Origin of the sequence: Paenibacillus sp. MMS18-CY102 (assembly GCF_009789195.1) — a bacterium.
Taxonomy (GTDB): domain Bacteria; phylum Bacillota; class Bacilli; order Paenibacillales; family Paenibacillaceae; genus Paenibacillus_T.
The window spans coordinates 71,104-93,438 of the sequence record NZ_WSTC01000020.1; the positions used below are offsets into that span (position 1 = coordinate 71,104).

The following is a 22,335-nucleotide window of genomic DNA, read 5'->3' on the forward strand; positions in this document are numbered from 1 at the left end:
GCTATTGGCCTGCAACAATATGCATCTCGACGTCCAGCAGCTCTGCAACCACTTCGCCTTGTCCATCCAGCCATGCCAATTGCGAAACCGTCTTGTATCTCCCGTGGCGCTTGCTCCGAATCCGGCAAATAATGCTCTCATTCTCGGGCATGCTTCGGTAAGCCGAATGCGATCCGATCACGGTTGGAAGGGTCGTTTCGCCGAACATTCGGATACCCCATAGCCGTGCGAGCTGCAAGCCGCCATCGATCATCGCCGGATCGATTCGCCCTTCCCGAAACGACCATGCCGTCGCTTCATCATGCTTAAAAATCGCCTCAGCGCCTTCATTGCCTGCTAGCGTCAGTTCCCGAATGACCCGGAAGGCTGGACCATGAAAAAGCTTGCTGCCGTCATAGGCGTCAGCTATCTCCCAGTTCCATGCCTCACCGCTAACAGCATCAAGTGTAGGTACGCCGAACCGCACGGCATCACGCGCTACGCCCATCTCAACGTCGGCCGTATAGTGAACGAGGCCTTCTTCTCCCCGAAGCTCGAAGCGTAGCCGAGCATGCTCGATGCCGTCCGTTTGATCCAAACATGCCAAAACCAACCGTTTGCGCTTGGCATCATTTGCTGCGGCCATAATGCCCTTTTTAACGGCTAAGTTCGAACACTGCTTCACACTAAGATGTGGATACGCTGCCGAAGCCGCGCGCACGAACCAATCCATTGCCATCACAGCCGGAACGACAGGCTTGCCGCCGATTCGATGATCATTCAGCCAAGGCGCATGCGACGGTTCAGGCAGAAACAATTCCGCATACCAGCTCTTCTCTGACGCACCTTCGATCAGGGTTGGCCTGTCTTCCGAACAGCCGCCGATCACAACCTCGACAGGCCCGTTCATGTCCGTCGCCTCCGCTACGAAAGCAGCGGTCCCCTCATCCAGCGGAATAAGATTAACGCCACGCTGTTCAAAATGCTTCTTCAACAACGGGCTAACCATCCCGCCGTCCCAAGGGCCCCAGTTGATCGATTTTACAATGCAGCTTGAACCGCGCCGAATCGCTTCAAATTGAGCGCACTTATTCAGCACTTCGTTCGCCATGGCATAATCCGCCTGCCCAACGTTACCGCTGCGGGCGGATACCGAAGAGAACAAGCAAATGAGCGTAAGCGGATCGTTTTCGGTGACGGACAGCAAGACCCGAAGGCCGCCCACTTTCGTATCAAATACATAGTCGAATTGATCCAGCGTTTTGTCCGCAATCGCTTTATCCGCCAACACGCCTGCGCCATGCACGATGCCGGTGATCGGTCCCCATTGGGCGCGGATTGGAAGCAGGGCCTCCCGCAGCGCGCCTGCATTTTGCACATCAACAGGCACGTAGATGGCTTCGGAACCAAGGTCCCTTAGCGCCTGAAGATTGCCGGTGATTTCGCGGTTCATCACAATACGCTGTACTTTTCTGCCGAGCTCCGCCAATGGCAAAGCGATGCCTTCCGCCTTCGACTGTTCGAGCAGCGCACGCTTCATCCCCGCATCATCTGAGATCCCTCTGCAGGCAGCAGGCTCTTCTTCGAGCGGTGTTCTGCCAAGCAAAATCAGACGCAGCCGTTCAGTCCGTGCCAACGCCGCAATTGCTGCAGCCGTAACGCCTCTTGCCCCACCAGATACGAGCAGTACGGCTGGCTCATCAGTGGCTGCCCGGCCCTTCCTGTTATCGTTGGGCGAAATAGAAGTAGCCGCATCCAAATCTAATATTGGCGTCATTCGCCTTCCGCCAGCCTGCAGGCCAACCTCGCATTCAGGCCCTCCGGCGAACAATTCCTCGAATATGCGCTCCGCTGCATCCTCTGCCGTGAGCCCCTCGCGGTCAAGATCAATCGCCTTGACGGCGGCTTTCGGCCATTCACGTGCCGCTGTTTTGACAAGCCCCGTTAAGCCAGCCGTCCAAATGCTGCGGGAGGCCGCCGGTTCAGCCAAGCCAAATGAGCCCCCGGTATCCTGCACCGTGACGAAAATACCCCCTTGCTGGGCAAACTTCGCGGCTACCGTCTTCGCTGCCTCGAAAGCACGGCGGTTAGCCGACAGCGCTTCTTCATCGGTTTCCATCGCCTTTAGCGCATCCAGCCAAATAACAGCATCCGCTTCCGCAGTAACGGTGGCTACTATTCGCACTTGCGCTCCTGCTTCCCGCATGCGCTCTGCAAGCGCTAATGCAATGCCGTTCCCGTCATCCATGATTTCAATGGCCGCACCGTCCCATAAGCCGGGCATCGCCAAACCTGCCGCTGGCGCGGGAGCAGCCTTCACTCCATAACGCACAACAGTGGACCGTTTGCTACCATGGGCAACTACTTTTTTCCTGCCAACTCCTTGCCTTTGCCGAGCGCTTGGTTCATATAATCAACAATTTCGCCCAACGTATTGAGCGCTGCCAGCTCACCTGGCTGCACGTCAGGCAGCTCCGGCAACTGATCCTGTACGGCGGATAAAATCTCGACACGTTTGATCGAATCGATCCCTAACCCCGACTCCAGCTCGATATCAAAATCAAGCATTTCGACCGGATAGCCCGTCTTCTCTGCTACCACTTCGAGCATGACTGACCTTACGTCGTTGGACGGTGGAAGCGATGCTGCTTCGTCAACGGCAGGTGCCGCTGGAGCAACTGGCGCTGGCACCATGTATGCTGGTGCCGCTGGTGCTACTGGCGCGGGCGCCATGTATGTCGGTGCCGCTGCTGCTACTGGCGCGGGCGGCACATATGCTGGCGCTGCTGGGGCCACTGGCGCAGGCGCCATGTATGCTGGCGCTGCTGGGGCCACTGGCGCAGGCGCCATGTACGCTGGCGCTGCTGGGGCCACTGGTGCAGGCGCCATGTACGCTGGCGCTGCTGGGGCCACTGGTGCAGGCGCTATGTACGCTGGCGCTGCTGGGGCCACTGGTGCAGGCGCCATGTACGCCGGCGCCGCTGGGGCCACTGGTGCAGGCGCCATGTACGCCGGCGCCGCTGGGGCCACTGGTGCAGGCGCTATGTACGCTGGCGCTGCTGGGGCCACTGGTGCAGGCGCTATGTACGCCGATGCAGCAGTCGAAGCTGCAATTTCAGGCATTGCGGCGAAAGCGCCGAGCCCTCCGGCTGCCAATGCGCTTAGTCCAGCAAGCGAAACTTCAGCCGTGCGCAAGAAAGCAATGTGGCTATCTGCCATAGCACGTTGGTAGGCGGCATGCGCCTCCATCGTCTGGCGCTGCAGCTCTGTTATTGCGCCAAGAAGGACGGATTGGGTCGTAGTCGGATAATTGGACATAATAGTTTCCTCCTGAATTTCGTAGATTTGAGACATTGCTATATTCGAAACAGCATGCTGTTGATCTTCATTCGTACTAGTTAACAAACTCACGCCAGTAGTTCCAACGTAAACTTGCTGGGCGGTTGCAATTTCAAGTGCCGGACTTTGGGCTGTTAGTTCCTGCTGTTCACTCGGCAGAGCGGCCACAGATGCCCCAAGCTCAGCTCCCGAGATCGGAGAAACGTTAGCTACTATTGCCTCATTTGGCTTCGGCAACGCCGCCGTCCCTCCCACAGGCGGATAAGGCCTTCCGCTATTGACGCCACTGATCGGAATCGTAAATGCAGGCTTTTGGCGGCTGCGTGGATCTTCCTCTTCCTTGTAATCCTCCCAGAACGGGCTTAGATCGATCGGAACGCCAGCAGTTGCAAGCCGACCCAGTGCATGCCACAACGAATGGACACTGTGCTGCCCTTTTCGGTCAGTTCCAACAGCCACAATATCTTTGCCTGCAAGGCATTGCTCGACAAGGCCCGTCAGCACGGCGCTCGGCCCGACCTCGATGAACGTGCGGACGCCGCTCGCATAGAGTTCCTGTACCGTCTCAGCGAACAGGACCGGCCGCGCAATCTGATCAGCCAATTGATCCCACAACCCGTCCGGAGATGAAGGAAACGGCTGGCCGTCTGCGTTCGACAAGACTACAGCCTTCCCTTCCCCAACTGAACAGCCTGACAAATACGCACGGAACTCCGGTACAGAAGAAGCAACGAGAGGCGAATGAAATGCGGTAGACACAGGCAGCCGTTGGCATCTAATGCTTTTAGCGGACAACGCTGCCTCTAAGCGGCTGATTTCCCCAGCCTCTCCAGAGACAATCACTTGGCTAGGGCAGTTATGGTTCGCGCAAACGAGGCCTAAACCGCTCTCCTCGATTAACGTACGAACCCGGTCGATTGAATCGAACACGGCGCACATCGCGCCGCTGCCGGCCGATGCTGCTGAGGCAGCAGCCATTAGTTCGCCGCGCTTTCTAGCCGCTTGCAGCATGTCCCCCTCATCGATAACTCCCGCTGCACACAATGCAGCCAGCTCACCAAAGCTGTGACCAGCACAATACTCCGCTTGTACGCCAGCTTTGCGCAGGACATGCAACATCGACATGCTCATTGCGCCAATTGCCGGTTGCGCCCACTCGGTTGCCTGCAACTGGCTACGCTGCGCTTCCAGCTCTTCTTTGGCAAACACAGGCCGAGGGTAGACAACCTCGTGCAGGCTGCTGCTTTCATCCATTCCCAGATCAGCAGCCCTATCCCACACTGCCCGGGCATCGTCAAACGCCAATAGCAGCTCCGCTCCCATGTTCAAATACTGGCTTCCTTGGCCAGGGAACAGCATCGCTATTTTGCCAGGATTCGCGCCATATGCATAATAAATCCCGCTATTATCATCGATTCGTTGCTCTGGATGATGACGAAGCTCTACGATTGCCTTCTCTAATCTAATCCTCAGGCCGTTCAAATCCGCTGCAACGAGCGCCAGCCTTGCTGGCAGCTTCGGATCATAATGCGATTGCGTATGCCGAGCAAGATAGGCATGCAGCCCTTCGTCAGCTGTTAGACCGGCAAGCTGTTCTTCGCACTGCGCGAGCAAAGCCGCCGGATTATTCGCACTAAACAAAAGCAACTCGGACGGCATCGTCCGCAGCTTCCAAGCCCGGTTCCCCGGTCCGTTATACTCCTCCAGCGTGACGTGAAAGTTGCTGCCGCCGAAGCCGAACGCACTGACGGATGCCCGTCTCGGATGCGCTGCCCCCCTGATCCAAGGCCGTGCCGCCGTATTCAAATAAAATGGGCTGTTCGCAATATCCAGATTCGGATTGGGCCGATCGATCTTAATCGTAGGCGGCAGCGCCTTATGCCGAAGCGCCATGACAGCCTTAAACATGCCTGCAGCGCCCGCCGTTCCCTTGGTATGGCCGATCTGCGATTTGACAGAGCCGAGCGCGCACCATTGCCGATCCTCTCTCATCCCATCATCAAATACCGAAGCTAGCCCTGCGAATTCCGCCGCATCGCCCGCCTTCGTCCCCGTTCCGTGCGCTTCCATAAGCTCTACGGTAGCAGGTGAATAGCCGGCCATCTCATAAGCGCGCCGAAGCGCTTTCGCCTGCCCTTTGGAAACAGGCGCATATACGCTTTTGGACTTCCCATCGGAAGAGGTCCCGAAGCCCTTCATTACGGCATAGATCCGATCACCGTCTCGCTCAGCATCTTCCAGTCGCCTTAGGGCAAACATGCACAACCCTTCGCCAAGCATCGTGCCGTCTGCCTGATCCGAGAACGGGCGGCAATCGCCTGTCGGGGAGAGCGCTGGCGTCTGGCTGAAGCACATAAACATGAAAATATCGTTCAACGTATCTACGCCGCCTGTAATGACAAGATCGGACTTTCCAGCCAGCAGCTCCATTGCCCCCATCGAAATTGAGGTAAGGGAGCTGGCGCAAGCCGCATCCACAATACAATTCGTGCCGCCGAGGTTAAAATGGTTGGCAATTCTTCCTGCAATAACGTTCCCGAGCAAGCCGGGGAAGGAGCTTTCCTTCCATGGCACGTACTCAGATGCAATACGGTCACAAATTTCCTGTACCTCATCCTCTGGCAGCCCGCTTTCCCGCAGCGCCTTCACCCAGACCGGCCGTTGAATGCGGCTGCCCAGCTCCACTGTGAGTTCCGAAGCGGACGCTGTGCCGAGAATGACACTGATCCGGTCCTTGTCGATCGAGCTGAACTGGCCTTGTGCCGCATCCTCCAGCACGCTTTTTGCCACCATCAACCCGAGCAATTGGCTCGTATCCGTCGCAGGAATGTTGCTTGGCGGCATCGAAAACTCCTTTGGATCAAACTGTACTTGCGGGATAAAAGCGCCTCGCTTGGCATACGTTTTATCCGGCGTCATCGGCGTAGGGTCGTAATAATCCTCGATAAGCCAATGCGTGCTCGGAATATCGGCCATCAGGTCCTTTCCCGCCATGATATCGTTCCAAAATCCCCTGTTTTCAGTTGATCCGGGCAATAACGCGCTGACACCAACGATGGCGATCGCTCCCGTTCCTATTGCGTCGTTCACTTGCCTTCCTCCTTTTTTACGTATTTTCTTGCAGCCTAAAATCACCCGTTCATCACTGGTTAGCAGAGTGGTTGATAGGGAAATCGCAACGAACGCTGCTCGCCTCGCACATTATGTTGCTTTGCATCATGTACTCCGTTCAATCCAGCTGCATTAGTAGCTATTGCTCCACACATGCGGCCAATCCGTTATTATTCAAGCCGAATGCCCGCAGCAAACCATTAATTACAGTAATCCAAGGTTAATACACGGTTAAAAATCAATTACGGACTGCTTGCCGCATGCAACCCAACGTTGCTCTGCTCCCGCTCAACGTTCCATCACCTTGCCCGATGTACTTCCTTCCTATCTTGGTTCCTATTACCTATTATAAGGGAACATTCCGCTCCCGTGAATTCACATTTTGTCGAATTTCGACGAATTTTTTCCTCGCATTTCTAGTAAATGCATCAAATAAGGACAAAGGACTTAGAGATCGACCACAACTTCACAGCTCTCGATCAACTTCCATTCCTAACAAAATAACAAAAGGCGTCCCCTGTACAGGCACGTCTGCTTCAATCCACCACTCATTGGGAAACTCTAATAGCTAGCCAGCCACCATCCACTACTGTAGCCTCCAATGCTCGCCCACTACTGTCCCCACTATACTAATGTCTCTACTATTGCTTCTACTGCTGCTTCTACTGCTGCCCCACCACTTCCCACTACACCGCTAACGGACCTGAGAGCCCTTATTTCGCGAAATAGACACGGTTTGAAATTCTAACGGACTCAGGAGACCTTATTTGCACCAAAATTGCCTCATACTCGCTGATTTGGCCAAAATAACGGCCCTGGGGTCCGTTACAGATCGAAAATAGCTGATTTCGTCGAAATAACGGCTGTACGGTCCGTTAGACATAAAGCTTATAAAACACAAAAAAACCGCTCACTGTTACAACAGTGAACGGCTATTAGATAACATTGTTTTATTGCTCAACTGATGCTCGACACGATCATTATCAAGCCATTTGGTCCTTGGTACCGACCGGAGTAATTCCAAGCTCATCCAGCTTAACCCACAACGACTCCATGGCTTGTACGGGATCTCTATAAAACGCGCTACCGCGTACACGCCAGAATTTCCAACCGACTCGTTCTAAGATTCGTTGTCTTTCCATATCCTCGTGCCATTTATCTAACCCATGCCATTTATCGCCATCACACTCAACAGCTAACCGGCCACGCATGCCTTCAATAACAAGATCAATTCGTTTGCCGACCGTCCCCACCTTTACTTGAGGAATGACGCGATAACCACGAGCAGAAATAAGTGTAAATACATCCTTCTCAAACTGTGAATCAAATTCTTGCTCGTATTGTGATACATCCTTTACTGTACGACTTGGCTCTTTACAGTAGGAGAGCAATTGATAACGTGCACAGGATGGATTTAGATCCCTTAACTCTACAGAATGGAACAAGATCATTTGATCCCTTGCGCGACTTGCTGCTACGTTAAATCTCTGCATATCAGACCGTTTCGATAAAGCGCCAATTCTTAGATTATTAGCCGCAACCATCGATAAGAAAATAACGTCTCGCTCATCACCTTGGAATGAATAGGAGTCACCGGAAACCAATCGTCGTGCCAGCATCTCTTCTTCTCCTATTCTCTCCCTCAACAACTCTTCGATTATTTTCGCTTGATCATGCCCTTGGAGGGAGATCACGCCAAATGTCTTCCCATCGTAAGCCTCATCATTACAGCAATTCACAACGTACTCAACCAACGCTTCAGCTTCAGGTCTATTTAGCGCTTTTGATGTATGTTCATCCCGATAGCCTCCATCCACGAATACAGTATGAACAGGAGGTTCTATCCTTTCATATGGCAAAGGAAGCCGTAATGGATCCATATGTCCACCGTACATGAGATCATTACTAAACTGAATAATCTCAGGAACACATCTAAAATGTTCCTTCAGAACGATCCGATGATCGAATACCTGTGATGCGATATCATATAAACTTGTTTTAAGTTCAAATCGATTTTTATGGGGAATGCCTTGTAAGTAGCGATCGATTAATCCCATGACTTCGCCCATATCATGGCCTACATTCTCTGGGCTAATCTGGTTATCATCTCCTACTACGACAACTTTCTTGGCTCTCATTAATACTGAGAGGGCAAACAAATCGCTTTGGCTGCTTTCATCGACAATAACGACATCGAACAAATCCCCATTTAACTGAATGTTCTCAATTACTTTCCGAATCGGCATGATCCACACGGGTATCGCACCGCGACAAGTCTTCATTTCCTCGCTCGCTTCCTTTCGGAAGGCAGATGCATATTTTCCAGTTCCTTTACCGATACGTTTCATTGCATTCAACCAAGCAATTAAACTGGACTTTTGTGATTTTGTGATTCTTTGAAGTTGAGATAACCACGTCGAGTTTGCAACAAGTTGTGTAATAATCCGTGCTTCTGATTTTAATTCGATTGATAATTCTGCTTCCTTTTCTTCAACTTGAACGTGTTCACGATGCACTTTCAGCCAATTATTTAGTTTGCTCCATTTCCATGCCTGCTGTAAATCCGAGGGCAGTTTTGACTCTATTCCCGCTGTATTTCTGTCTAGTAGCTTTTGAGTCCAGTTCGGTACAACCTGTCGGAGTTTTTGAATTAAATGAGTAAACGTTTGGTAGTCAGCCTCAAGATTTTGAAGTCGGTGTATCTTTAAATAATTTTCAGACCAACACTCAATATCTAAGTTCTGACAAGCATTCATCAGGTTTGTCCACGAAAAATGCGTATTTTCGATGTTACGCCCATTGCTTAAATATTGCTCTATATCATTGAAAAACAGATGCGCTTCATCCCATTTTCTTTTATCCTCCAGCGCACTAATTCCCAACAGAATTTGCTGAAACCATTCTTTATCTGACCATTTAAATGGCTCCGGTACCCCCAGCGACATAATTCCAGTTGTGATCGGCACTATCACATTATTTTTCCAAGTAATAATGATCTTGATAAATGTTAACTGGTCTTCCAAAACACTTCTAAACCGTGCTTTGGCAGGTTCCATAGTTGGTGCATCAAATTCTGACATCGTACGATTCCAAGCTAAACAAATTTTATTTTTAGTGTCCACGACTTCTAAGTGCTTTAATAAAACCTCGGTGTCACCTTTTTTCCGAATAGGCAAACCATTTATTCTTAATTCCTCAAATAGGTAGTTATACTTGCGCGCAAATACATTTTTTAATAACCAACTAGCCTCTTTATCAGCCTTCAGCTTCGTCGATAATTGAATTAAATCTTCTTTTGCTTTCGTAATATTAATGCCTTCTGGAAACACAACTTCTACGTCTAGCAACTCTTTTTCAAGTTGGCTTACCAGTTGGATCTTAGCCGACATATCTTCATAAAATTCAAGCCATTCAGCCACTCGGCTTTCATTGTTCATGACATCATTCAGAATGGTCTGGCACCAGTCTGCTTCAAGCTTTTCAAGATTTTTCACAGCGTCATTTATCTGTTCTGTTATTGCCATAAGGTTAATAGCCTCATCCGACAAACCCCAACCACGGATATAGTCTTCGCTACCCCTCAATTTTTCTTTTAACCGTTTAATTTGAATAACTTTTTGTTCAAATTCAGTAGGTACCGGCAAGTGATTCACTTCTGGACGGGCCAATTCCAGTTGTTTGATGTCTTTACTCGAAAGCGAGTTAAGCAGATCGAACAGTTGCTGTAATTCATTTTGAGATAATGGCATTGTTGCATCTAGATGCAGCGCATCTGGTAACCAATCTAACTCGCAATGCTGGCTTAACCACTTACCGATCTCAATAGGAAGCAACTGCTCACCTTCAACATTTACTATTTCATTTTCGAGTTCGGCAGCTTTGTTTATCTCATGCTTAATCTTTTGGATCTTTTGTCTAATTTCATGAAGTTCATGCTGATCACGTTTTATATTTTTACTTAGCACATCTGGCTGTAGCCGATCCATATTTTCCGCAATATATCTTATAGAATCTTCAAGTTCTTTTACGGATTTCGTATCTCCACCCAAAACACTTACACATAAATCCCGTATTTCTTGAGGAATTTTATCCCGCAACACTTGCAGCGCTCTTTCTTTTTCACTCGTTACGAGCACTCGCTTACCATGAGCTAATAAATGCGAAACTAGATTTACTATAGTGTGGCTTTTGCCTGTCCCTGGCGGACCTTGTACTATAAGGCCTGAACTAGAAGCAAGCTTCTGGGCAATCAGTTTCTGTTCAAAATTGGCCGGTAACGGGAACAATAAGTCTTCTCCCACCGGTCCCCATGCAGGATCTTTTGAAGCCGATTCAGCAATCGCGTTAGTTATCGAGTCATCTTCAGTCGTTAGTAATTTTATAGGATCGGGAATAGGCAACCCATTCTTCAATAATTCGATAATAGTAGCCAATTCCTCTTGCCACAGTCGCCCTCCCTTCTCCCGTAACATAATGACTGGTGTATAACTAATCGAGGGCCTGCCCTCTTTATTCGCAATTCTTTCGATAGCAAATTGGCCTTCTGAACTAATCGTTTGAACCATTTCGAGCAACAGCGGCGAGATATTGTTCTCATCTCTTACATCCAAATCGGTAGCAGCAAGCTGACGGCCCATTTCTTGAATTCGCTGAATATTGGGGACTTCAACATTATTAAACATGTCAAATTCCATAACTGTGCCCATGCTAGTTGGGAGCAACATAAACACTCCGTTCTTAGCATCGAACTGGAGCTCAAGACGAGTTATCAATAAGGGACGCTCTATATTTATCCCATTGATCCGCCAATCTAATAATCCATGTCCCCATACGAGTTCCAGTTCGTCACCTTCACGTTGGAATCGTTGATGTAATACAAAAAGCTCCATATACAGAGCTTGTACTTTTGTTTTAGGTAAAGCTTTATTTGCCCAAGTACGCCATTCTTCTTCAATCCATCGACGATAGATGCCAACCCGAAGCTCATCGTCTTCGAACCACTCTTCTTCGTTGTTTATTATTCGTGATTTTTGGAAATTCGGTTCTTCTTCCGGATCACTCCATTTGAGAACCCATTCATGCAATACTTGTGGTAACGCCGGTGTTGTTGGGATGTCCTGTTTATGTATCTCAAGCCAAGCTTCTTCCTTTTCACCATTGCCGTTTATATAGCAACCTTCAACATTAGGGAGATCCGCCTGCCACAAAAACTTCTCATAACTACGTAAAGAATAAATGGTCCGCTCACTCAAACTTTTAACAGCATATAAATACTCAAAGATTTGACTCACTTTAGGTAAAACTGTGTCCAAACTAACTCCCCCGATAGTAATAAAATAGTACATTTATCTTAACACAGTGTTCCCAGTCTAGGGAGTAGCAGGAAATTAGCAACAACAACTCTACTAGCTAGCCACCCACTATCCACTACTGTAGCCTCAGATGCTTGGCCACAACTTCCCCCAATACCGCTAACGGACCTGAGAGCCGTTATTTCGCAAAAAAGTCACGGTTTGAAATTCTAACGGACTCAGGAGCCCTTATTTGCACCAAAATGGCCTCATACGCGCTGATTTGGCCAAAATAACGGCGCTGGGGTCCGTTACAGATCGAACATCGCTGATTTCATCGAAATAACGGCTTTACGGTCCGTTAGCGCAAACAGACGCGACGTGCGTCATCCCCAGATGTGCTTAACGATGAATCTTATCTAAGGTTTGATGCTTACTTTCTGCCCCTACACCGCTAACGGACCTGGGAGCCGCTATTTCGCAAAAAAGTCACGGTTTGAAATTCTAACGGACTCAGGAGCCCTTATTTGCGCCAAAATGCGCTCGTACTCGCTGATTTGGCCAAAATAACGCCCCTGGAGTCCGTTACAGATTAAACATTGCTGATTTCATCGAAATAACGGCTGTACGGTCCGTTAGCGCAAACGGTCGCGGTGACGCAAACGGTCGCGGTGCCCGCCCCTCGCATCAGGCACGTACAGAATCCGCGTCCCATAATCGAACACGGCACGCATTCCCTAGGATTCGCCTCTTTCGAAAAAACCAAAAAAGCCGCGGATAACATCCGCAGCTTTCACATGCTCCCCGCAACTAACCTACCCCGGCACCCCACGCCACTTGTTCCGTATTTCCTCCACCGTAGCCACGGCAACTTTGTCTTCCAAAATGTCACCAGGCCGATTACCTTTCCCGAGAATATATCCTTCAAACTTCGTGCCCGTATATTCGAAAATATACTGAAATTGCTGGATGAGCGGGATGCCTTTCAGATGGGGTTCATCATCGCCGATGCCGATAACCCAAGCCGATTTGCCTGACAGCTTCGTGAGAAACCCTTCTTTGTCTTCCCGCAGCGACTGGGACCATCGGTCGATGAACGTTTTGGTAAGGCCGGATGCCCCGTACCAATAGATTGGCGTTGCGAACACGATTTCATCTTGCGCCAACACCTGTTCAATGACAGTATGGTAATCATCCTCGGGGTATGGTTCCTTCTCCGAATGCCGGTAATCTTTGATTGGCTCGATTCGGTAATCGGATAAGTAGACATGGACGGCGTCAAACCCTTCGGTTAACCGCTTGGCTAACTGGTCCGAGTTTCCGTTTCTTCTCGAGCTTCCGTAAATAACTGCAATGCCCATGCGCAGGCATCCCCTCTCATTCAAAATAGCGTTGCCGTCTCTCCTATCCTACGCGATAACGGCCTCTTGATTCCGATACACGACCTTAACCCGTTCGAGCAGCGAAAGCGCCAGTTGCTTCGCTACTTGCGGCGTATCGCTCGCGACGATGAAGTACGCGAGCCGGTCATCCGAGCTTTTGGCTTGCGTGACGTTATCGCCTGGCGCCACCGAAATATGCCCCCGAATGACATTCGGATGCTGCAGCAACTGCTCGAACCCTTCGATCCGTTCAAGCACGCCATCACGTTCGGCGGTCACGTAAGCAATCGATGCTGCACGGACATGCTTCTTCTCGATCCCAACAGGTTGATTTAAATAGAAATGAACCGTCGCTTCGAAAATATCTACGCCGAATGCCAACACGAGCAGATCCGACGATATGTTATCTCCGCCCGGCCTTCCGTTCACTTCAATAATCCGGGGGCCAGATGGCGATAGCTTCACCTCTACATGGCTTGGCCCGTCCGTTAAGCCAATCGCGCGAAGCGCGTCAATTGCTACCCGAATAATATCGTCCTGGCGCCCGATATGGGAAGGCGTCGGCAGTGTGTGGAGCGTTTCTACGAAATATGGCAACGGCGTCGTCAGCTTCTCCGTTACTGCGGCGAAAACTGCATCGCCATTTTGCAAAAACAGCTCCACACTGAACTCCGGCCCTTGCAAATATTGTTCGATCAAATAATCTTCACGGACTTTGAAATCCATATACGTCACTTTGAAATCGACAATGGCATTAAACGACTTCCACAGCTCCGCTTCATCGTTAATGAAAAATACATGTTGGCTGCTCGCGCAATTGGTTGGCTTTAACACAACAGGATAGCCGATTTCATTGGCAGCCGCTGCGGCCTCTTCAAAGCTCTTTACTTTGCGAAATTTCGCACTTGGCACGCCGTGCTCGGCATAAGCCTCCCTTGCCAAATCCTTATTCCGCGATTTTAACGCCGCTTCATAAGTCACGCCTCGCAGGCCGAGCCGCTCCGCGACTTTCGCCGTCAAGTGGGAAGCATAATCGGTTGCTGGAATGAGGGCATCCAGCTTTCCTGCGTATGCAGACTCGGTTATTGCCTGATAAAGCGATTGTTCGTCGCGAATATCAGCTACGATTAGATCATGATAGATGCCTTCATATCCGTATTTCTTCGGGTTTTCCTCGGACGATACAATCGCAATGACGCGATGCCCTTGTTCAAAAGCGACCCTAGCAAAACTAACGCCGTAAAAGCTAGGTTCGACAAACGCAATCGTTTTGGCTGTTGTCATTTTCCACACCCCTCAATAATTTTCGAAGAAAACTGGCATGCAAAGCGCTGCAACCGACCGCAGCATGATTTCAAAATTCGTTCATTCATTCATTCATTCATTCGTTCACGCTTCCGCCTCTATCGCTTGTTTCTGAGGCAACTTCGATTTGCTATTCAAGACGTAATAAGCGATTAACCCGACAAACATCAAGCCGCCCATAAGAATAAATCCGAGGCCGGGCGAGAATCGGTCGATCACAACGCCAAGCCCCGTGGCGGAGACGGTCTGCAGCAGCAAGGAAATGCCCATCCAGACCGAAGTCGCACGCCCCATATATGATTTGGAGACCGACTCCATCAGCGTTGTCGTAATCAGGATACGAAGGGAAGAGTTCGTTAAGCCGATGATTACGCTGCCGAGGTAGAGCAAGAGCACGGTCGAATTGAAAGCGATCGCCACAAGGTTGACCACAGAGACGAGGAAGATGAGAAGAATCGTCCCGTGCTGCGACATCCTTCTAGCAAGAGGGGCAGCCAAGAACCCAGATAAGAGCCCGCCGATTCCATAGCACATATCCGATAAGCCGAACACGACCGAATCACCGCCGACCGCTGTGCTAACATAACCCGGCAGCACGACATTAAATACCATCGTCGTCACGAGCGGGATAATAGACACGATGCCCAGAACGAATAACGAGGGCCTTTCCGCCAAATAATGAATGCCCGCCTTGAATGAATCGTAGAACGATGCCCCCTCCTGCGCGGCCGGCAACGCCGAATACGAGATTCGGCTAAGAAAGAGGCTGCTGATGAGAAAAGCAGCGGCGTTCAGGAGCAAGATCGCTTCAAAACCGATATATTTGTACAAGAAACCAGATAAGCCTCCCGCCATGAACATGCCGACCTGCAAGCTGATCTCGATCAAGGAATTGCCGTGGATCAACTCCTTCTCCGTTAACAGCTCTTGCACGAGACTGCGCGAGGCGCTCATATAGAGCGCCCAACCCATGCCATTAATCGCGGCGAATGCATACAAATATTCGACGTGGAAGCCGGTCCCAAGGAAGGCTCCTGCAATGAGCAGCAATGCAACGGCCCTTACAACATTCGCCCAGAGCAGAATCGATTTTCGATTCCATTTGTCAACGAATGTCCCGGCGAACGCAGATACGAGAAATCCCGCGATTACGTTAAGCGAGAGCATTAGCCCAACGGAAGTAATCGATCCCGTGCGGTCCATCAGATACCAGTTGGCGCCAATCGTGCTCATTCCCACGCCGAAGCCGGATACGATATCCGCGATGAAATAATTCCGAAACCTGCTCGCCTTCAATACGCTAAGTATCATCGAGACCTCCTATAAGCGACTCGATTTGCCGGCGCAGCGGCTCCAAGCCGAAGCCTAAATCAGCAAGCACCTCCGCATGCGTGCCCCCGTAAGTTGGCCACTGCTCCCCGCAGTTATGCGAATGAACAGGGTGCTCCGGCAGCAATAAAGCCAGATATGATGCCGTGCCGCCGGTTGCCCGATGCTCCTCGACGACGAGGAACCGGTCGGCCAATGCCTTAAGCGGCTCCACGTAAGCTTTCAAGCTTTGGCTATCGACATAGCAAGCATGTGCGTGTACAACCGATTCATATTGCTCGGTTAACGCCTTGCACAGCTCTGTCGCTTGTTCCCCGACGGAAATGAGGCAAAGCTTTGCTCGGCTATTGACTGCAGCCCCTTCGACCAGCAGCTCTGTGCACGGCGTTGATGATGGCCGGGGCAAGCTTTCGAACGCGTCATTACGGGATAAGCGAATATAGTACGGCTCTTCAGATACCGCCGCTTCACGGATTACCTTACGCGTCTCCTCGTCCCCATGCGGGCATGCGATGCGAATATTTTGGAAAGACTGAATCACCGCGATGTCCTCCAGCGCATGATGCGTCGTACCGAACCAACCGCCTGACACACCGCCGTAAGGGGCAACGAGCTTCACGTTTTTCCCCATATAGCCAAGCGATAATTTCACGCTTTCCGCTGCCCGCAATGCCGCGAACGCAGCGAACGTTGAGATGAATGGCACATAGCCCGCCTCGGCGAGACCAGCAGCGATATCGACGCCAGCAAGTTCCGCGATGCCGAGGTTCAGAAACCGTTCTGGATGGCGGAGCTGGAACGGATGGTTTTTGCCGCCCAAATCCGCCTCGAGACAAAGGATTCGCTCCTCGGTTTCCGCGAGCTTGGCGAGCTCGTCCTTATAGGCCTCCCTTCCGGATAGCGTCACTGTCATACTAAATTCACCTTCCATCTTTTCGCCAGATTGGCTGGAATTTTGGCGTAGTGGGCATCCGGATTGCCCTCCAATGCAGCAACGCCCTTTCCTTTGGCCGTTCGGGCGAGAATCGCCAGCGGCTTCTCACGATCCGGGGTTATTGCAGCGAATATGGCGTCGTGGTCGTGACCGTCGATTTCCCGAACGGCGAATCCGAACGCCTCGAACCGCTCTTTCAAATGACGAATCGGCGAAATGTCGTCGACATAACCGTCATTCTGCCCGCCATTGCAGTCGACGATATAGACGAAGTTCGACAGCGACTGCGCTTGTGCGATCTGGGCTGTCTCCCAGACCAGCCCTTCCTGCAGCTCCCCGTCTCCCCCGATCGCGATGCCAAGGCCTCCCGTGCCTTTCAGCTTCTGCGCCAAAGCCCAGCCCGCTGCGTATGCAACGCCATGACCCAAGCTGCCAGTTGCAAAAGGGATGCCAGGGAGCTTATGATTCGGATGCCCCGTGTAGAGCGATCCTTGCTTCCCGTAACTTTCCGCTGGATTATTGGGCAAGACGCCGTAAACGTATAACGCCGCATACAACCCCGCTGCTGCATGCCCTTTGCTCAGAATGACAGCATTATTCTTGTCATGGCCATATTTCCCATAAGCGGCGACCAACAGATCGATAACCGATAGGCTGCCTCCGAGATGGCAGCCAGTTGGGGTTGCCGCCATGTCGATGATCAGTTTTCTGGCCTCTTTTGCCCTATCGGCTAACGACAGGGTCGGGCGTTCCTGCTCCTTGTATCGAGTTATCGATTGCTCCATTTAATCCTCCGTTTAACCGGAACCATTCGTTAACCGCCTCTCGTAGAATGGCTCGCGAAGATTTGGCTTCTTCATAGTGCAAATACTCGTCGTTCGTGTGGTCCAAGCTTGAATCGCCCGGTCCGTACGCAACCATCGGGACGGAAGCCCACTTCGTCGCCAGTGTGTTCATGTCGCTTGTTCCCCGCTTCTTCAAATAGCGGATCGTCTTCCCATGTTTGGCGAAGCTGCGGACGAACGATTTCACCAGCGTGTCCGAACGCGGATTGGCAAAGCCCGGAGTCGCACGAAGCACCTCGACCGTCACGCCTTCCCCAAAGGTTAGATCAACCTTGTCCCTATAGCTGTTGCCCGCTTCTGGCGAAATTCTGAAATTCAGTATCGCAGTAGCCGTAATCAATCCGCGTTCATTGCGATGCTCGATATCGATCAAAGCGGACAAGCTGTTCGGGTCGATTTCGCTCACATTACTGCGAATAGCAGCCGCAACTTGATACAGCTCATCGATAGCGCTCACGCTATCCTTCGCTGCCGTATGCTCCTGCGCTCTTTGAATGGAAATCTGCAGCTTGAACAGCCCGTAATACCCTAACGTCAAGCTGTCTTCGCCGCTCGGTTCGCCGATGATGACCGCGTCCGCCCGATAATGGTCCCGGATGTAAAATGCGCCTTTCGAAGACGAGATTTCCTCCTCCACGGCACCAATCACAAGCAGTGAGCCGTTCTCAGGCACATCGGCTTCATCCAGCATATGGACAAAGTTGACGAAACAGCCTTTGGCATCCACGACGCCTCTTCCGGTTAACCCGCCTGCGTCGGATCGAACGGGCCACACATGCGGCACCGTATCGATATGGCCCAGAAGCAGAAGCGTGTGCGGACCATGGCCTTTGCGGAATACGATATTGCCCGCTTCATCAATATGTCCCGTTATCGACGGGTCTTGAATCTCTTCGAGCAAAAAACGGGCAAGCTCATGCTCGTCCTCGGAAACCGACGGAATGCGTGCCACTTTATTCAACAGCTCGAAGTCCGCTGGTCCGCGCTCCTCATGCCAAAACCATGTCCGGCCGCCATTCTCCACCGAGTGGGGACCGGAAATATTGACATCGCAAACCCCTCGGCTTACCGCCAGGCGGGCTGCTCTTACCTTCTGCTTCATGCGCCCTTGGACGGATGCGAGCTCTTCGTCCCCATACACATCCGTAATCGTCGAATCTGCGTCCCCGACATCCTGCAGCAGCCCCGCCGTGCCCGTCACGAAGCGGAGATGATGCGCTTCAAGCTCAACCGCAAGCTCAGCGGCAAGCACGTCTGCATCGATATTGATGTAGGATTCGAGCTCAGGATCCCAGATCGGCGGCGTCAAGGTTACGACGTCGAATGCAGCCAACGCGGATTGCAGGAAGTTAGCATGGCTGCTCGTATATTGGCCAAATAACGAGTCCCGCACGATGACGGTTTTCCGGCCTTGAATGGCTTTGATTGGCTTCGCCTTGCTCCCGCGCACTAGGCCGTGATCGCCGCCTAACTGCGCGAATGTGCTAAGCCCTTGTGCTTTCAACTGCTCCCGGATCGGAGCCAGAATGAATTCATGGTAAGCGTCCCGGATGTACGGCATCTCTTCCGGTGAACAGTAGCGAACTTCATCGCCGGACGGCAGCGTCAAGAACGGCATTGGCCGCGATAACGCTTCATACTTCTGGCGTATCGCTTCCGCTCCGCCAGCGACGAGCAACACGCGATTCCCTCTGCGCGAGATGCGCCCAATTTCCTCGAATATTTGGGGATGATTCACAATTGTGCTGCTGCCAAGCTTAATTACGTATATGCTGCCGCTGCTCATTAAGGCCACGCTCCTTCCCCTTCTTGAGGCAATCCTTCTTCCTCCGGGAAACCAAAATACAAATTAGCCGCCTGGACGGCTTGGCCCGCTGCCCCTTTGAGCAAATTATCGATGGCCGCCAAGGAAACGCAATTTCGCCCTTCCACATACGCACCGGTTTCCGCGAAGTTCGTTCCGTTTACTGTTTTGATCATAGGAGCGCCATTGCCAGATGGGATATAGTGGACAAAAGGTTTGTCCGCATAGGCGCTATAAAACGCTTTTCGCACATCGACGGCGGTAACCCCTTCCTTGAGCAAAGAATAGGAGGTTGCCATGATGCCCCGAGGCAAATCAAGGCTGAATACCGAGAATTGAAGACTAACCGTGCGTCCTAGCTGATCGGATAACGCCTGTTCGATTTCCGGCTTATGCCGATGGCCATGCAATTTGAATGCCCTAAAGTTATTCGTTCGTTCGGCATGATGTTCTTTCGTCGACTTGCCCCCACCGCTTGAACCTGTCTTGGCATCGGTAATGACGCGATCCTCGATTAGCCCATGCGCCACTAGCGGATACAGCGTATAGAGCGTCGCCACCGCCATGCATCCCGGCAGATTTATGACTTTCTTCGTCCGGTCAATCTCACTGAATTCGGGCACAAAATAATGCCATCCGCCTTCAAACGCATGCTTCAATGTCTCTGGATAATGCCGCTGCAGGAGCTCGGTGTCTGTGATGCGATAATCGCCGCTCACATTAAACACATAGTCCGCATGTTCGGCCACGCGTGCAATAATCTTCGGCAATTCGCCGGTAGGCAAGCATGAGAATACCGCATCGTAATGCCCCTCCAGCTCGGAAGCGCGGCTGAACTTAAGCGAACTGATTTTCTTCTTATGGACCGATGCGGCATAGTACTTGTCAACCGGAAGCCCGGCATTCGACTCAGACGAAATAAACGCTACGTCAAAACCGGGATGTTTGCGAAGCAGCCTGTACAATTCTGCGCCAGTGAACCCGCTGCCGCCGAGAATCGCAACCCGCTTCAATCGCGCTTCACCACTCATCCTAGCCGCGCATCCCTTTCGTATACGACTTTCAAATCGCCGCTTTGCTCGACAAGCTCACGTATCTTCTGCGGGTTCGCATCGACCTTCTTAAATGCTAAGGCGTAAGCCTGAATTCGCTCGTATTCGATCGGCGTCCGAAGCTCCCGGCAGATCGTGAGCGTGCTGCGCAACATTTTCAGCGTTTCGGGGAACCGGTCCAGATCGTAGCCGAAATCTTCGCGATCCGATAATGAGAACGGATAGCCGTTGCCGAACCCCTTCCTGTTCTTGAACGGAAGGTGGCCTGGAATCGGCACGTTCTGCCATTCCCGTGCAAATACGCCTTCGGCATGGATCAACTGCTCTACCGCATGCTTGACCCGATAATCATCCAGATCCCCAAGCCCTAGACGTTCCGGGTGCAATTTAACGCGGTACATATTGTAGCTATGCTTGTACCCTTCGGGAACGAATGGACCGCTGAACAGCTTTGTCTCCTTTAGCGCATTGGTCAAATAAGCAGCGTTTCTCGCACGGATCGCATCGTAATAGGGCAGCCGATCGAGCTGGCTAAGGCCGAAAGCCGCGGCGATCCATGACATGCGGTAATCGATGCCTGAGGCATCCAGGAACGCGAGCGCACGCTCGTAGTCTTCTTTTGCCCGGAAAAACGCGATGCCGCCTTCGCCGCCAACAGGGAAATTTTTGTCGGCCATCAGGCTCTGTCCCGCACCATCGCCAATCGATCCTGCCACTTGCCCGTCAATCGATGCGGAATGGGCATGGGAAGCATCCTCGACTAGCCGCAAGCCATGCTTATCTGCCAATTTGCGCAAGGCATATAAGTCGACAGGCAAGCCATGTACGTGAACCGGCATGATCGCTTTTGTTTTGCGCGTAATCGCCTGCTCTACCTTCGTAGCGTCCAAGCAATACGTAATCGGATCGATATCCACGAATATCGGAATCGCTTTGGCGGCAACGACCGCTTGCGCGGTTGCGATGAACGTGAACGCGGGCACAATGACCTCGTCGCCCGGCTGTACGCCTACGCCAACGAGCGCAAGATGCAGGCTCGATGTCCCGCTTGACGTTGCAATCGCGTAATTGGCGCCCACATAATTGCGATAAGCTTCCTTGAACTCCTCGACGACGCTTTCGCCGTCTTGTTGAATGGAGACGAACATTTGGATGACGTCTTCTTTCGTAATAATGGGGAAATTGGTTCTGCGAACGTCTTCTGGTATGATGGCTGGCCCACCGTCAACAGCGAGTGGAGACTGAATCCACTCCTCCTCGGGCAGCTCCAGCGGTTTGCGAATGAAGTCGGTTTTCATGAGGATGGCTTCCTCCTTAATAACGAAATCTTGATGCAGGCCGCCACGAGCGGGCTAAGCCTGTAGTTGAATTGCGCTGCCGGCTGAAGCTCCGGTGAGCTCTCCTCCTGCGTCCACATCGTCTGCAGGTCGAAGGCGCCGAATATTTTGAGCCGCTCCGCTTTCTTCCAGACTAGCTCATCATTCGACGCGATCGCGGCGACTGGGCCGAAGCCCAGTCCCGTGAAGTCGAGTACGAATACGGGAGCCAGTCCGGCGAAATCCCGCACCGCTTGATCCAATTGATGAAGGTTATGGGCGTCAACCGCAATCAAGGAGTATGCGGCTTCCACATGGGGATCGGAAGTGAGCTGAATGCCCAACCAATTCGTGAATTTACGCTCTTGCTCGCTGGCATAATTAAGGCGCGCCGTCGAGCCATAGCCGATGTCCTGTCCCCACAATGCCCCATGGACCGCACCTGTGAAGCTATTAAACAAAGAGACGTATCGGGTTTTCGTCAGTTTGGCAATCGCCTTCTCCAGCCCTTTTAATTCATGGTCGTTTTTCTCGATACTCATAATAACGCCTGAATTCAGCACTCTCGACAAAACGAACGATAAGGAAAAATAGTGTTCCTTCTCAATCGCTGGCGCTGCCGGTTTCGTTAATGTATCGCTCATCCTT

12 protein-coding genes are annotated in these 22,335 nt (G+C 51.6%); all 12 read right to left on the bottom strand.

Annotated features, from left to right (window positions below; translation table 11 throughout):
* Position 1 precedes the first annotated feature (1 nt).
* The 12 genes from GON22_RS16035 to GON22_RS16090 all read right to left on the bottom strand — a co-directional run bounded on the left by GON22_RS16035 (position 2) and on the right by GON22_RS16090 (position 22,331).
* Entirely contained in the window at positions 2–2,263 is a 2,262-nt protein-coding gene (locus tag GON22_RS16035) for an SDR family oxidoreductase (RefSeq protein WP_160397112.1), read from the bottom strand.
* Positions 2,264–2,340: 77 nt separating this feature from the next.
* Positions 2,341–6,408, bottom strand: coding sequence for a type I polyketide synthase (locus tag GON22_RS16040; protein WP_160397113.1), 4,068 nt, complete (start codon positions 6,406–6,408; stop codon positions 2,341–2,343).
* A gap of 1,004 nt (positions 6,409–7,412) precedes the next feature.
* Positions 7,413–11,741, bottom strand: a complete 4,329-nt coding sequence (locus tag GON22_RS16045) for an AAA domain-containing protein (protein WP_237179188.1) — start codon at positions 11,739–11,741, stop codon at positions 7,413–7,415.
* Between the two features lie 794 nt (positions 11,742–12,535).
* Positions 12,536–13,081, bottom strand: coding sequence for a flavodoxin family protein (locus GON22_RS16050; protein WP_160397115.1), 546 nt, complete (start codon positions 13,079–13,081; stop codon positions 12,536–12,538).
* A 48-nt stretch (positions 13,082–13,129) separates the two neighbouring features.
* Positions 13,130–14,386, bottom strand: coding sequence for an ATP-grasp domain-containing protein (locus tag GON22_RS16055; protein WP_160397116.1), 1,257 nt, complete (start codon positions 14,384–14,386; stop codon positions 13,130–13,132).
* Positions 14,387–14,491: 105 nt separating this feature from the next.
* Positions 14,492–15,718 carry an MFS transporter gene (locus GON22_RS16060; protein ID WP_160397117.1) on the bottom strand — a complete coding sequence of 409 codons (1,227 nt, stop codon included), beginning with the start codon at positions 15,716–15,718 and terminating at the stop codon, positions 14,492–14,494.
* Complete coding sequence (locus GON22_RS16065; RefSeq protein ID WP_237179189.1) at positions 15,708–16,649, bottom strand: transketolase; 942 nt, start codon at positions 16,647–16,649, stop codon at positions 15,708–15,710. Before GON22_RS16065 ends, GON22_RS16060 begins: the two co-directional genes overlap by 11 nt.
* Complete coding sequence (locus GON22_RS16070; RefSeq protein ID WP_160397118.1) at positions 16,646–17,455, bottom strand: 1-deoxy-D-xylulose-5-phosphate synthase N-terminal domain-containing protein; 810 nt, start codon at positions 17,453–17,455, stop codon at positions 16,646–16,648. Before GON22_RS16070 ends, GON22_RS16065 begins: the two co-directional genes overlap by 4 nt.
* Complete coding sequence (locus GON22_RS16075; protein ID WP_160397119.1) at positions 17,394–19,301, bottom strand: M20/M25/M40 family metallo-hydrolase; 1,908 nt, start codon at positions 19,299–19,301, stop codon at positions 17,394–17,396. Before GON22_RS16075 ends, GON22_RS16070 begins: the two co-directional genes overlap by 62 nt.
* Positions 19,301–20,350, bottom strand: coding sequence for an N-acetyl-gamma-glutamyl-phosphate reductase (argC, locus tag GON22_RS16080; RefSeq protein ID WP_160397120.1), 1,050 nt, complete (start codon positions 20,348–20,350; stop codon positions 19,301–19,303). Before argC ends, GON22_RS16075 begins: the two co-directional genes overlap by 1 nt.
* On the bottom strand, positions 20,347–21,669 hold the full coding sequence (locus GON22_RS16085; protein ID WP_160397121.1) for a DegT/DnrJ/EryC1/StrS aminotransferase family protein: 1,323 nt from the start codon (positions 21,667–21,669) through the stop codon (positions 20,347–20,349). The genes argC and GON22_RS16085 overlap by 4 nt, the downstream gene beginning before the upstream one ends.
* A complete protein-coding gene (locus GON22_RS16090) occupies positions 21,666–22,331 on the bottom strand; it encodes a degT/DnrJ/EryC1/StrS aminotransferase (RefSeq protein ID WP_160397122.1) in 666 nt (221 codons plus the stop codon). The genes GON22_RS16085 and GON22_RS16090 overlap by 4 nt, the downstream gene beginning before the upstream one ends.
* Positions 22,332–22,335 lie beyond the last annotated feature (4 nt).

Bases quoted from the DNA above. Each gene is read 5' to 3' on its own strand.
- GON22_RS16035 (WP_160397112.1), bottom strand. From the start codon at position 2,263: ATGCCCGGCTTATGGGACGGTGCGGCCATTGAAATCATGGATGACGGG.
- GON22_RS16050 (WP_160397115.1), bottom strand. From the start codon at position 13,081: ATGGGCATTGCAGTTATTTACGGAAGCTCGAGAAGAAACGGAAACTCG.
- GON22_RS16055 (WP_160397116.1), bottom strand. From the start codon at position 14,386: ATGACAACAGCCAAAACGATTGCGTTTGTCGAACCTAGCTTTTACGGC.
- GON22_RS16060 (WP_160397117.1), bottom strand. From the start codon at position 15,718: ATGATACTTAGCGTATTGAAGGCGAGCAGGTTTCGGAATTATTTCATC.
- GON22_RS16065 (WP_237179189.1), bottom strand. From the start codon at position 16,649: ATGACAGTGACGCTATCCGGAAGGGAGGCCTATAAGGACGAGCTCGCC.
- GON22_RS16070 (WP_160397118.1), bottom strand. From the start codon at position 17,455: ATGGAGCAATCGATAACTCGATACAAGGAGCAGGAACGCCCGACCCTG.
- GON22_RS16075 (WP_160397119.1), bottom strand. From the start codon at position 19,301: ATGAGCAGCGGCAGCATATACGTAATTAAGCTTGGCAGCAGCACAATT.
- argC (WP_160397120.1), bottom strand. From the start codon at position 20,350: ATGAGTGGTGAAGCGCGATTGAAGCGGGTTGCGATTCTCGGCGGCAGC.
- GON22_RS16085 (WP_160397121.1), bottom strand. From the start codon at position 21,669: ATGAAAACCGACTTCATTCGCAAACCGCTGGAGCTGCCCGAGGAGGAG.
- GON22_RS16090 (WP_160397122.1), bottom strand. From the start codon at position 22,331: ATGAGCGATACATTAACGAAACCGGCAGCGCCAGCGATTGAGAAGGAA.